Source organism: Wolbachia endosymbiont (group A) of Crataerina pallida, from assembly GCF_964028475.1.
Lineage (GTDB): Bacteria > Pseudomonadota > Alphaproteobacteria > Rickettsiales > Anaplasmataceae > Wolbachia > Wolbachia pipientis.
Map to the genome: position 1 here is coordinate 672,001 of NZ_OZ034785.1, position 12,448 is coordinate 684,448.

The 12,448-nt window shown below is 36.2% G+C and carries 12 protein-coding genes; 2 read left to right on the forward strand and 10 right to left on the reverse strand.

Going from position 1 to position 12,448, the window contains the following annotated elements; genetic code table 11:
• Nucleotides 1-16: 16 nt before the first annotated feature.
• The 7 genes from ABWU55_RS03160 to ABWU55_RS03190 all read right to left on the reverse strand — a co-directional run bounded on the left by ABWU55_RS03160 (nucleotide 17) and on the right by ABWU55_RS03190 (nucleotide 5,196).
• Complete coding sequence (locus tag ABWU55_RS03160) at nucleotides 17-214, reverse strand: type II toxin-antitoxin system RelE family toxin (protein ID WP_341814283.1); 198 nt, start codon at nucleotides 212-214, stop codon at nucleotides 17-19.
• A gap of 93 nt (nucleotides 215-307) precedes the next feature.
• Complete coding sequence (locus ABWU55_RS03165) at nucleotides 308-595, reverse strand: hypothetical protein (RefSeq protein WP_151807905.1); 288 nt, start codon at nucleotides 593-595, stop codon at nucleotides 308-310.
• Nucleotides 596-635: 40 nt separating this feature from the next.
• Nucleotides 636-869 carry a gpW family head-tail joining protein gene (gpW, locus tag ABWU55_RS03170; RefSeq protein ID WP_353286521.1) on the reverse strand — a complete coding sequence of 78 codons (234 nt, stop codon included), beginning with the start codon at nucleotides 867-869 and terminating at the stop codon, nucleotides 636-638.
• Complete coding sequence (locus ABWU55_RS03175) at nucleotides 862-2,700, reverse strand: phage terminase large subunit family protein (RefSeq protein WP_353286561.1); 1,839 nt, start codon at nucleotides 2,698-2,700, stop codon at nucleotides 862-864. Before ABWU55_RS03175 ends, gpW begins: the two co-directional genes overlap by 8 nt.
• Before the next feature lie 172 nt (nucleotides 2,701-2,872).
• On the reverse strand, nucleotides 2,873-3,364 hold the full coding sequence (locus tag ABWU55_RS03180) for a hypothetical protein (protein WP_151807908.1): 492 nt from the start codon (nucleotides 3,362-3,364) through the stop codon (nucleotides 2,873-2,875).
• A 35-nt stretch (nucleotides 3,365-3,399) separates the two neighbouring features.
• Nucleotides 3,400-4,620: a DNA modification methylase gene (locus tag ABWU55_RS03185; protein WP_151807909.1), complete on the reverse strand. Its 1,221-nt coding sequence runs from the start codon at nucleotides 4,618-4,620 to the stop codon at nucleotides 3,400-3,402.
• Between the two features lie 108 nt (nucleotides 4,621-4,728).
• The gene (locus ABWU55_RS03190; protein ID WP_151807910.1) at nucleotides 4,729-5,196 is read right to left on the reverse strand and encodes a crossover junction endodeoxyribonuclease RuvC; all 468 of its coding nucleotides are present in this window, start codon (nucleotides 5,194-5,196) and stop codon (nucleotides 4,729-4,731) included.
• 230 nt (nucleotides 5,197-5,426) lie between these two features.
• Here ABWU55_RS03190 and ABWU55_RS03195 point away from each other — a divergent pair, with 230 nt between their 5' ends.
• Together ABWU55_RS03195 and ABWU55_RS03200 are read left to right on the forward strand one after the other, a co-directional pair.
• Nucleotides 5,427-6,659 carry a hypothetical protein gene (locus tag ABWU55_RS03195; RefSeq protein WP_353286522.1) on the forward strand — a complete coding sequence of 411 codons (1,233 nt, stop codon included), beginning with the start codon at nucleotides 5,427-5,429 and terminating at the stop codon, nucleotides 6,657-6,659.
• Complete coding sequence (locus ABWU55_RS03200; RefSeq protein ID WP_151807912.1) at nucleotides 6,625-7,740, forward strand: hypothetical protein; 1,116 nt, start codon at nucleotides 6,625-6,627, stop codon at nucleotides 7,738-7,740. Before ABWU55_RS03195 ends, ABWU55_RS03200 begins: the two co-directional genes overlap by 35 nt.
• A 781-nt stretch (nucleotides 7,741-8,521) precedes the next feature.
• On the opposite strand, the gene ABWU55_RS03205 is transcribed toward ABWU55_RS03200, so the two are convergent.
• Genes ABWU55_RS03205 through ABWU55_RS03215 form a run of 3 tightly spaced genes read right to left on the reverse strand, consistent with a single transcriptional unit; the run spans nucleotide 8,522 to nucleotide 12,420 of the window.
• Nucleotides 8,522-10,675, reverse strand: a complete 2,154-nt coding sequence (locus ABWU55_RS03205; RefSeq protein WP_353286523.1) for an AAA family ATPase — start codon at nucleotides 10,673-10,675, stop codon at nucleotides 8,522-8,524.
• Between the two features lie 39 nt (nucleotides 10,676-10,714).
• Complete coding sequence (locus ABWU55_RS03210) at nucleotides 10,715-11,944, reverse strand: AAA family ATPase (RefSeq protein ID WP_237357344.1); 1,230 nt, start codon at nucleotides 11,942-11,944, stop codon at nucleotides 10,715-10,717.
• Nucleotides 11,929-12,420: a hypothetical protein gene (locus ABWU55_RS03215; protein ID WP_151807915.1), complete on the reverse strand. Its 492-nt coding sequence runs from the start codon at nucleotides 12,418-12,420 to the stop codon at nucleotides 11,929-11,931. The genes ABWU55_RS03210 and ABWU55_RS03215 overlap by 16 nt, the downstream gene beginning before the upstream one ends.
• Nucleotides 12,421-12,448 lie beyond the last annotated feature (28 nt).

The window sequence follows — 12,448 nt, forward strand, 5'->3', positions numbered from 1 at the left end:
AGGCTTGTGCACAATCTTATTCTGGGCTGCGTTCATAAATGTCCTTTCGATGTCCCATTGCAGTAATAGTTACTGTGTGTTTTGAGTAGTTTATCCTATAAATTACACGATAGTCACTTACTCGTATCCTAAAATACCCTTTAAATTCATGTGACAATGCTTTACCTATTGCTCTAGGGTTGGTTGCAAGACGACTATCTACAGCTCTTCTCACTCTAGATCTTATCGTCGGTGGTAATGCAAGAAAGTCCTCTTCAAGAACTCTTTTTGAATAGATAATATCGTATCCCAGCTTGTATCTCCACTTTTAGACTGTTTTTGCAGATAATATTCTATTCCAGTCTACATCCTCACTTCTAATTTCTTCATCACCTCTAGCATCACGCTCAAGAGAAAGCTTAGCTAACTCTATATCTACTTCATCTATTTCATCATCTTCTTCAGATAATTTACTTGCTTCAATTTCTTTTTCCACTAGGTCCTTTACAACTTCTTCTATAGTTCTATTTTGAACTTTCGCCATTTCTGTAAGGTACTGAGCAAATTCCCCCTCAAAATTTACATTAACATTAAGCCTTCCTTGACTTTGATCCATATTATTCACTGTAAGATATCAACCGTAAACTATAACATTTTTACATAATTTTGTCAATCCCCTTACTCGTTGAAAAAACAATCTTTCTCTTTTGCTTTATACCTGCAATTTTCAATTCAGCCTTAATACGTTGCCGTAGATTCAGCAAGTCATTTATCTGAACTTCAGCATATCTCACCACATGGTCACCATATGCAATTGATACTACTCTTTCGCCACTCTGAAGCTTCTTTATTGCTTGTTCAACTTGAGACAAATACTCTTCGTTATACATTTTTCAACCACTTACTCTGTCTCACTTCTTTAGGTTTTTTACTTTCTATTTTTACATTTAAACTATTCCATTTACTCTCTGGCCATCTGTCTACTCCCAGTGCTATCGATGCTGCTCTTGCGTAAATTCGGCAATCTAGTACTTCATTTCTTTCTCTTACCTTTTGCCACTCCTGTTTGGTGTATCCTTTTACTACTTTGGTAATTAGTTGCTCTGCGGTTAGCTGCTTAAAATATTCAGGTGGATACTCTGGAAAATGACAATACCCAGGCGCCCCTTCTGTTAAAACATTAAGTAATTGGAAAAGCTCTGACTTTAATATCGATACTCCTACTGGCCACAGCTTCATTCCTCTCTTTAACTTTTGTCCACTAACTGTTACATCAACTCTACTTGGGCTGCTCAGTGGCACTAGCGCTTTGTTTGCTCCTTTTACTGCCATTACTCTTCCTTGACCTTGGTGACTTCTTACCCAATTGTATACTTCTTGTGTTGCATACCCAGCATCTACCGCCATCATACTTATCATATACTCTAGATCATCACTTCCGATAAAATGATGATTTAATAATTCCGAAAGTTTTCCCCATACTTCTTCCCCTCCCGGATCTCCTTCAAATACCTGGTAGTCTATTGACCAACTTTCTCGGTTTTTTCCCCATGCTACTACTTCTACTTCCAACCGATCTTTTTGTACATCAACCCCTGCCGTCAATACTATTTTTCCACTTTTTGGCACCATGCCTATCGGAAAATTTTCTCGACGCTCAAATAGTTGCTTCCAGTCTGGTACTTCTCCTTTATCTACCCAGGTTTCTCCGAGTGTTGTATTTATCCAGACTTTCAGTAATTGTTCATTTTCCTTTGCATGCAGATAATCTTCTACTGCTTGTTTCCAGCTATACCAACCAACTGGGCTATACAAGCTTGAAAGGTGGAATCCTATTTTTGCCCCTTCTTTCGCCTCTTTTTTTCCTTCTTTCCCTGTAGCTCTCCATTCCCCACGGGCTAGCATCTCTGTTTTCTGATGGTTTTCTATTTTGCCGCTACATTCTATACACACGTAGTGCGCTGTTGCTGGGTTTTTATCTTGCCATTTTATTTGTGGCCATTTCAGCACCTGATAGTAATTACAATGTGGACAAGGAACAAAAAAGTAACGTTTGTCTGAGCTCTCAAATTCCCTCTCTATTCTGCTTATTCCATGCACCGTTGGCGTTGACACCAAGAATATTTTTCTCCGCGTAAATGTATTAGTTCGAGCTATGCTGAGCAAAACTGGATCTCCTTCTCCTCCTGAATCTCCTGGATACGCATCTACTTCATCTAAAAATAGATTCTTTACTGGCATTGAACGCAAACCCACTGGACTATTGGCACCTGTTACTACTACCGTTCCTCCTGGAAACTCTTTGCTCTGCACAGTGTTGCCTGAATCTCTCGACCTTGGGTCTTTTATTTTACTCCTTAAACATGGTGTATCTTCAATCAGTGGTGCAAATCTTCCCTTCGACCAACGCTTGCCCATTTCTACTGTTGGTTGTACTACCAGCATTGGCCCTGGTGTCTGATCAATAACGTACCCTATCCAGTTGTTTCCAGCTTCTGTTCCGCCAATCTGTGCTCCTTTCATGAACACCACTTCTTCAGCCGGTGAAGATGAGGATAAAGAGTCCATTATTTCTTTAAGGTACGGCGTCCTCTTTGTTCTCCATTTCCCTGGCTCTGATGATGCTATTGTTGAAAGCTGACGGTTCTTATCTGCCCACTCTGATACTTTTAGCGGTGGATCTGGCCTTAATCCTGCATAAAAATTACTGCTATATATCATAATGCTATTTGCTGCAATTGTTGCACTTCTATGCCACTCAAAGTAAAAGGCACTTTTTGCCTGCAATAAGTATCTGCTGATGCTTTACTTAAAATCATTATTGCAACTAATATGTGAATTAGGCTCACTAAGGCGATAAAACGATTCCTTAATAATTTTAAATTGTATGTCATTATTGAAATACTAACTCCTCCAACGCAGTTCTGATTTCCTCAGTCAGTGTTTCATGGATCTTATCTGTGTCATTTATTGATGCTAGTAACGCTGAAACCCTATCTGGAATGTTAAGCAAATTATTACGGACAACTCTTGCCACGTTAAATGCTTCTGTCTTTACTTCTTCTACTGAGATAAGTTCACCAATTTCGGCTTTTGCCTTTGCCTCCAACAATTTTCCCCGCTCCATTTCATTTTTTATCCGGGTTTTAAGCAGCATGGTAGAGAGCTCACTGGTGTTTCCCCTTTTTTCCTCAATTTCTCCACCTTTTCTCCTCAGTGGCTGGCTTGGATCTCTTATTGCTGCTACCGCTTCATTCGCTTGTTCTCTGTCAATCAAACCATCCTCCAACTCAACTACTCCTTTTTTTACTAAATAACAGACATATTGCTTTGACACTCCTATCTCTCTTGCCCATTCCGTTTGCGTGATTTTCCCTTCTTCCAACTTTCTTTCCCCTCTTTTTTTCCTTATTTCGCCCCTTACTGTCTTGATTCTTGAATTTGTGCAAAAGTCTTTCCAGTATCAGCAAGAATAGCTTCTCTGCCTGTGTATACCTGCCAACGCTTTATCGTTACATCTACAAACCTGGGATCTAGCTCTATTGTCCTGCAGATTCTCCCTGTTCTTTCACATGCAATCAGTGTGCTGCCAGACCCGCTAAATGGATCAAGAACTATGTCTCCTGGTCTACTGCTGTTTACTATTGCTCTCTCCATTAGCTCCACTGGCTTCATTGTTGGGTGCAGTGAGTTATGTATTGGCTTATCATAAAACCAGAGATCACTCTGATTGCGTCCTCCATGCCACTCACGTTTATTGCCGCTTTTCCATCCATAGAGCATTGCTTCGTATTGTCTTTGATAATCTGATCTGCCTAGCGTAAAATGATTCTTTGCCCAAACGATAAATGTTGACCAACGACCACCTGCTTCTTCAAATACTTTTTGCAAGGTTGAAAGCTCAGATGATGATGCACAAATGTAAATTGCTCCTTTCGTATATGCTAAAATATTGGAACAGATGTCGTAGAGAAAAAGTTCGTACTTTTCACCTTGATTATCGTTTAGTATTTTTTTATCTTCTCTTTCTTGACTAGCGCCATAATCAACGTTATATGGAGGATCACAAACCGTAATATCTGCCATTTTATCGTCCAGTACCGCTTTAAACGATTCAACTTCGCAGCTATCACCACAGTAGATTCGATGACCACCTAAAATCCATAGATCCCCTGGTTTTGTTATTTCCACTTTTTTGTCATCACCAGCTAAGTCAGAAAAATCTTCTTCTTCACTATCTAAATCATCAAGAAAGTTTTGAACTTTTTCTAGCTCAAATCCTGTCATTTTTAGGTCAAACTGCAGATCTTCTAGCTCTTGAATTTCTACTTTTAAAAGCTCATCGTCCCACTTTGCCCAATTAGCTGATTGATTCGCTAGTAATCGAAAAGCTTTGGTTTGTGGTTCATTTAAATTATCACTTAAGACTACGGGAATACTCTCCATACCAAGTTTTCTTGCTGCTTTAAGTCTTAAATGACCATCAACCACAGTGCCATCGCTTTTTGCAACTATTGGAATACGAAAGCCAAATTCTCGAATAGAAGCACACATTCTGTTTACTACGTCATCATTTTTACGTGGATTACGCTCATATTCGACTAGGTTTCGAGTAGGATAATAGTGGATTGCTAAATTCATATAATTGCTATACTAATTAAAAAGTTAATGTTTAAAATATCTCTGACGCTAAAGAAGGCCTGAGGTCAGCACCACCAAACCCGCCATTATGGCTGAAAGGACCCACTTTTACGGTATTTTTAATGTGTTAAAATCTTTACCAAGATTCATAGCGTAAAACATTAATGCTAAAGCATCCGCTTCATTATCATCTCGAGGTGAAAAACCTTTTTCACGTATCGCTTCAATAACTTCACTTTTGCTGGCATTACCTTTGCCTGCTATGAAACGTTTTATCGTCTTCACCGGCACACCTTTGTAAGGAATTTTTCCCCCTTCACACCAAGCAGCTAAAATGGCAAGAAAACCACCATAACAATGCGCTGCATCAGTTCCAAGATGTCTTCTTACTTCTTCAAAATAAACCGCAGTGAACTTATGCTCCAAGGAATTAAGCCAATTGCGAAAACTCAAAAAATGCATGCCCCCTCCACTGAAACGGCTACCATGAAAACTTTTACTCCCGCTTTGAATTACTCCATCTGTCAGAATTGCCCAGCCCGTTTGTTTGCCGAGGTCAAGTGTTAGAATTGACATTTATATTCAGATTTGTTTCACTAGAGTACGTGAACCCTATATAATATATATTCAGGATTTGAAAAATTTTTGTCCAAAAAATCTTCTTCTTAAGCAAACTTTTTAGAAAAAACTTGATTAAAAATCAGTAAATAACCATTGCATAATTATTGGTCAAGACTTTCAGATTTCTATCTTAACAATGTAATTAATCTATATCTATTATGCTAACGTAGCTTAGCTAATTTCTTATGAACGTTTACCCAAACCGTAAATTCTGGGAAGATGATTTAGAAGTACCAGTTAACTACTTACTTGAGCGTTTTCACAATACAGAAGTCCGTCATTCCTGGATGAATTCACTTTCTGGTAGGCAGTTAAGTGTTATCTTTCAACACTGCTTTAAAGACAAGCTAAATGGTCAACTCTTTGATGATCAAGACTACGATAACACATCCATACAATATAAACGTAAAGTGATTGCTAAACATTTAGACTCTCTAGTTATTTATTATCTGATTAGCTGTTTTGAACGTGCAAAGCTAGAAGCTACTGTCAGTGAAATTGCAAAATCTGCATTGACTGAGGAACTCATGAAATCCTACCTTCTAAAAGGTAACAATAAATACGACAAAAAGTCTTTGTTATTTCTATTGTTTCATGCAGATTACAATCTTTTAAAGTCTGTCTATCACTTTGAAAAAATACAAAGAAAAGGTTCTGTATCATTTGCTCTTCAAAAGACACCACGACAGCCAAATGTTCCATTTAAAGACTTCATCTCTCAGGAACCCATAGTGCAGATACTGAAAGAAGACGACATTAAACGCAATGACGGTTTTAAAAATCAATTACAAGGTTTCTTCTACCATCAAAATCGTTTATATGTATTAGTTCGTAGAGCTAGTGGTATAGATTTACTACTAAACTCAAATAAGGTTATTCATGGTCATAAGCCAGAGTGGATGATTTTGGATTTTCTAGTTAATGGTACTCAAGTAGATCTTACTGCCAAAAATATTGATCAAGCTACAGAGATAGCAAATAGCATTGCGAGTCGTTATTTTAGCTCTGAATGTGTTTTTGTAAACGCGCAGGATAAAAACTTTGCAGAGCAAGTATATAAATTCATTAAAGTTTGTGTTGATGGCTCTGATTCAAATATATTCACTTTTGAGTTAAAATTTCAGTCAAATCGTTTTAAATATAGCAACACTTGCATTACTTTAACCGTTATACCACATGATCCTATTGCATCTGAGCTTTATATTTTACACCCTTCTACTGGCGATATACTAAAATCTATTGAATTGATGAAGATAATATTTCAAGGCAAAAAGATAGGCTTATTTTTTAAGCGAAGTGATGAGTACATAGCAATTCACTACTCTGAACATCCCTTGAATAAAAAGGAAAGAGAGGATTTTAAAGCATACATGAAACAATTTTATGGTCTTACAATCTTGCCAAGAGCAAATCTCTGACCTTTTTAATTCTGGTAGCTCTTGGGTTAATCCAAATCAAAACTACATTAAAGCAGCAAAGTATTTGTCAGATCTTGAATTAATTAAGATGCAAGAGAGGGCCTATATTATCTGCTCTCATAGACAAGATAAATTAGATTGGCCAAATATAGTTGATCCATACTGTAACAATGAGATTTTCATTGATGAGGATTTTGATGAAGTATGCGATAATATAATTTGTGAAAATTGCAACCGTGATATTTTGCCTAACACCTACAAGAAGCAAAGATTTCATCGCTTATCTGTATATTTAAACCCAGAGAAAATCATGCATTGGTTTGAAGGTCAGCTAAGTAATACGCATTTCATGTGGCAAAAGGTGGAAAGAGGAGTTTATCATGTTGGTGGCCAAGGTGAATTTGTAAATCTCATTGTTCTTGATTTTTGCACCAATCCAACATTCTTAACCATAGATAGGCTAAGAGTCAATCCAACCGTATTAGTAATACTGAGAAAAAACATACCAGACATACCTCTTGATTTGCCTATAGTAGAAATGGTTGACCTTTTCTGTCAGCGTAGGACTTTAATTGAAATATTTCAAGAAGCAGTACAAAGAGGAGTACCAGAGTTAATACCAAATACTTCAATGCAAATTTTACATACTTCACTTGAGCAAATTGAACCTGCTAGAGAGAAAGAATTACTAGAGTTACAATTGGTAGAAGGCTCACTTTACGTAAACAATATAGAGATTCTGAATAAGAAAGCTGTAGCATGTATGAAAGTTTTTCGCATATTATTTGAACAATTTTTGAATGATTGTAAAAAAGAATTACCTCCTGAAAAACACACATTGCTTAGCATAACTCAAATAGAAAAACATCTAAATCTTGATCAAGAAGCAGATCCAGAACATCACATCAGAAAACCATTAAACACAATTCAAAGGACAATAAAAACCACCTTAGCTAAAAAGTTAGGACTAAACATCGAACGTAATGATGTGATTCAAACAGTTGGTTGGCCTGGATCATCGCGTAAAGATTATGGTTACCGTATTAACCCTTTTACTTTGGTTATAAAAGCAACTCGTTAAGTTTTAGAGATACTAAATAACCAATTAAGCGCCATAAGTTACGTAAAATATCGACTATACAAATCCGTCATACATTAAAAAAAATTTCTTTACAACTAAAGTAAAACGTGATAGAGTCAACATGAGGTCTTTTTTATAAGTTAAAACATGGTGTTGATCGGCTTTTAAGGGCTGTTATAAGCGTTCTTTAGGTCAAGGTGGTATAATTGTACCCTCGGGTCATAGAGTCTTTTTAAAATGTTATTATAAATTGTTTTGTCTTTTGTAAGCATTTGTCTTTCACTTTTAGGTCCTTCATCTTTTTTTTCCAAGTTGTTCAAAATGCAATAGTAGGTTTTTCATATTTTCGTCTCTGTGTTGTATTTTTATTAGTGACTACTTTTCCAAACTTCTTTCTTTTTGCTCAAAAGTTACTATGAACCATTACTATAGTTATTGTATTTTATATTAGTTTATTATTATATCATTTATTATTATTTATATATATATAATATATAAGATTCTCGGAAAGTGGAAATCAGCCACTGTAGCGGGTTTGAGTATTACCAAATTAGCTAAATTTTTTGGAAATGGAAACGTAATATTTCTTATATTAGATGGCTAAAAATCAACGAATTTCAATAGTTTAAGTGTGAATATACTCTAATTTCCAAATCTTGATAAATTTTCCGGAAATCATGGAAATTTGGTCATGTGGAATTCATTTTTTGTTCTTAAAACCTTACTTTCAGAGAGACAAAATGAACCCACAAAACTTTTATAAGTGAGCTTTAAGTATTTTTTAGAAGTTACCTATTTCAAACCTTCCTGCACCTAGCTTAAACTTACCTTCTCCTTTGGCAAAAGAACCAGTTTTAATATCAAGCCATTTATCCTCTTTTGAGTTTGTAGCCATACCTTTTACTATTTTTCTTTCGTTTAATAGTTCCTGTGCTAAACGTTCAAGTCTATGCCTACTAACACCATGAAATGCAGCTGGTAATCTATGCCGTTGTTGAAACACTCCTGGTCCACCTGTATGAGTAAACGAATGACCTTCTTCTGCTGACACTGCAATAGCTTGCATCAGTATCTTTTTTAAGTATTCATCAGATAATTTTCCAAGCTTAAATTCCTCAGATATATCCTCAAGCAAGCCAGTTGAGGAGCGTAAGTAAGTTCTTATATTCCTATCTGTTGCTCCATTAGACTTAACTATAGCTCCTTGGTATACTGCATTATTAACTTTACTAACCTTTAATGTATTAAACACAGTATTCTGATGCTCTTTTGAAGCAGGCCATAATGCAAAAGAACACCTCACACCATCAACAAGTGCAGTTGTACCTCTTATCGCATCTCTTGCCTGTTCCACAGTCGTAATCGGTTCACTGCACTTGGGTTTTCTCATATGATGTGCTACAATTACAGCTGCTCCTGTTTCATTTGCTAAGTTTGCAAGTAACCCCATTGCGTAATATCCCATTTCTGGATCTGAGTTTATATTAGCATGTACAAATGATACTAGTGGATCAAATACTATTAGTTTTAGATCTTTTACTTTATCTAATTGTCTACAGATGTCTTCAAATTTATCTGAAGTTTCAGGACATTTACCACGCATGTTGCTTTTCACTATAGAAAAGGGCTCTCCCGTATTTGGAATAGGTATAATAAATAATCGATTTTGATATTCTGCTCTCTTGCTACTAGGATCAAGACGATCAAGACGACGGTGTATCTCACCTGCATCATCTTCTGCTGAAAAAATCACTACTGATCCATGCTCTGTAACAAGGGAACCAAAACCACATATCTGATCTGCATCACTTGCAACCTTAAGTGCCAAGTCAAGGAGTAGCATACCTTTACCTGTATCTCCCATAGCAGCTACTATTGAGGTAACACCTAAAGGAAATAAACCTTCAACAAGAAACCTTTGTATTGGTACTGAACCTAAATAACGACTCACACTCCAGTCTAAAATGTTAAGCGGCTGTTTTGTAGATCTTTCTAAACTTTTCATATTTGAAGTATTTGGAATGTCAGTAGATGGGGTATCAATAGTAAGTAAAGGAGTTGAAGCTAAAAATTCTTCAATGCTTATACCCTCCTTTACACAATCAGCGGCATCCCATTTCTCAGGCTTATCTTGAGGAATTTCAAGCACAGCAAGTGATGCAATTCCAATTTCTAAAAGCTTATTTCCAACATTTTTAGCATATTTTGCACCTGCTTCATCATTATCAGGCCAAATAATAATATGTTTGCCTTTAAGTTGTGACCAATCAGTTTTTTTAACATCTGCGTTTGCTCCAGACATTATTGTTGTTGCTGTTATTCCTTTTTCTATTAGAACTTCAGCACATTTTTCTCCTTCCACTAAAACAACTTTATCAGATTTAAGAATACCTGGAATATTATAGAGAGGTCTTATCTTTGGTGCTCTATAACTCAATGCTTTAATATCAAAAGGGCGATATTCTTTCCCTTCAGGAGTGTCATAACGGTAGACTGTTATAATAACTTGATTGTTTTCATCGTAGTAATTCCAACTGCATGTTAAAAATTGTTCTAGATTTTTGTATTCTATAGTATGTTTTTTTCCAAGCCATTCACCTATAGAAGCCATTACTTCAGGAAACTCTGTTCTAGTGCTTTTTCTATGTACTTCTGCCCAAAGGTCAATAATATCACCACCTTCTTTTGTTGCAAAATCGTGCCATAGGCCAGCTTCACTGCCACTTAATTCTACTACTAGACTCTTTCCCTTATCACCTCGTACATTGCCTACATAAAACTTATCGCAACGAAAAGTTCCCCTTGGTAATAGGTATGAAAGACAAGACCTGATATTTAGTAGAAGTTGATCTTTTAACTGTTCTTTCTCCTCTAATGGCTTATAATGTCCATTCTTTAGTGGAGTTGCAGTACTAAAATCACAATAGATATCCATAAAATCTTCTAAATATATTTTAAATTTAATTAATTGAAACTAAGCAGTAGCTATAGTCTTCCAACATCCGTTAACCCTGCTAATGAATTTTGCTGGTATAGGTTTTCCGTTTCCAAGTTCATACGCTACCTGCAGGATATTTTTACGTCTGTCAGGTTGAAACATTACTATACCAGATGTATAGAGGCTTCTTAATGCATTAGTTCCAACCAAAGCTTGAAATGGATTTTTTTCCAGTGTAGCTGTAGATACTTTTTTAGTGTGATGGGTCATGATTATTCCAATGCCGATAGAGCGTAATTTTTCAATCCCACTCCGTAAAAGAGAAAGTGGCATCAGATGCGTTGTCAGAGAGTCTATTGCAATAAGATCGATCATCTTTGTACCAAAATTTTTCACGATGATATCTTTGATTCTCTCTACTCCTTCGTCATTCAACGTTATTTTTATTTCTGAAGTAATAACCAGGTTTTCTTTTGCCAAACTCGTAAGCTCTTTGAGTTCCTGCACGCGCCTTCTCATGTTGTCATATCCCATTTCGTCCTGTAGATAGAGTATCCTAAGCGGTCTTGTAGGTGTCATCTTAAAAAATGGTACTCCTGCTGCCATATGTACTAATAGAGAAAGTAAAAAGCTACTTTTGCCAACTTTTGGAGTACCACCGATAACTAAAAGACCGCCTGGAGTTAAGATTTTTGGACCTATGACATCTTTCGGCATTGGAGATTGATCACTTAAATACTGTCCTACAGAAAACGCCTTTTCCCCTTTTTTTATTGTCCCCTTTGCTTCTTTATTTTGTAATTTCTCAGTATTTTTAGTATTTAACCACTCCTTGGCAGAATCTATATTACCTTTAATTAAAGTCCAAAGATCAATAATGTCACCACTAGTCCCTGTGGTAAAATTACGCCAATTACCAGCTTTTTTACCTACTATTTTGACCATAATGGTATCTCCATTTAAGCTGCCAACATAAGTCTTCTCTTGGTAAAACTTACCATCTGGAATTAGATGAGATACACATCCCTTAATATTATCAATTAATAACGCTCTTATTTCCTTTTTAGACATAAAACCCCCATACATGTTTTTCATACGTTTAGAGCTGAGATTAGCTAGCTCACAAACAGTTTCAAAAGACTCCGAATCAAACCATTCAATTGCTTCTTTCTTTAGCTCTGCATTTTTTCCTGCTGCATCTTTGATAGCTCTCTCAATTACAGCAATCCAGAGTTTCTCTTCGTCGTACTTCAAAATGGCAACCAATCAACTTCAGATTGTTCTGGAGTAATAACAGTAGCAATCTTGTTCTTTTCTCCATACCGATCAGCTTCAATACCAACTTTTGCAGTAAACTCTAACCCGTTAAAATCAGCTATAGAATTGATTTTTCTAGCAATAACTGCTTTTTCTGAAGTGTCATGTGCATGAATATTTCGTGCTGACTCTAAAATACTTCTAAGCATAGAACGACCAGATTCTCCCCAAGTATCTTCTCTTTCAACGCTTGCTTTGCCACTTTTAATACCAATTACTTGAAAAATCTTGCGTTTTGCGTATGGACCTTCAGTGACGGTAAATTCAGCGTTTAAATAGATGCTGCCAGTAGAAAGACTCCTAGTGAACCAACTTTCATATCCTCCCGGCTTTATTGCCATTTTTACCTTGACTATTGTACCTTTCGGTATTAAACTGCTTTGCAGTTTCACGTTATTAAAATCAGTTAAAAAATCTGTTAGCATATTGTTCCCTATAAATTAAGTAAAAAAA

Excerpts from the sequence above, each read along its gene's own strand:
- ABWU55_RS03165 (WP_151807905.1), bottom strand. The coding sequence starts at position 595 with ATGGATCAAAGTCAAGGAAGGCTTAATGTTAATGTAAATTTTGAGGGG.
- gpW (WP_353286521.1), bottom strand. The coding sequence starts at position 869 with ATGTATAACGAAGAGTATTTGTCTCAAGTTGAACAAGCAATAAAGAAG.
- ABWU55_RS03175 (WP_353286561.1), bottom strand. The coding sequence starts at position 2,700 with ATGATATATAGCAGTAATTTTTATGCAGGATTAAGGCCAGATCCACCG.
- ABWU55_RS03185 (WP_151807909.1), bottom strand. The coding sequence starts at position 4,620 with ATGAATTTAGCAATCCACTATTATCCTACTCGAAACCTAGTCGAATAT.
- ABWU55_RS03190 (WP_151807910.1), bottom strand. The coding sequence starts at position 5,196 with ATGTCAATTCTAACACTTGACCTCGGCAAACAAACGGGCTGGGCAATT.
- ABWU55_RS03195 (WP_353286522.1), top strand. The coding sequence starts at position 5,427 with ATGAACGTTTACCCAAACCGTAAATTCTGGGAAGATGATTTAGAAGTA.
- ABWU55_RS03200 (WP_151807912.1), top strand. The coding sequence starts at position 6,625 with ATGGTCTTACAATCTTGCCAAGAGCAAATCTCTGACCTTTTTAATTCT.
- ABWU55_RS03205 (WP_353286523.1), bottom strand. The coding sequence starts at position 10,675 with ATGGATATCTATTGTGATTTTAGTACTGCAACTCCACTAAAGAATGGA.
- ABWU55_RS03215 (WP_151807915.1), bottom strand. The coding sequence starts at position 12,420 with ATGCTAACAGATTTTTTAACTGATTTTAATAACGTGAAACTGCAAAGC.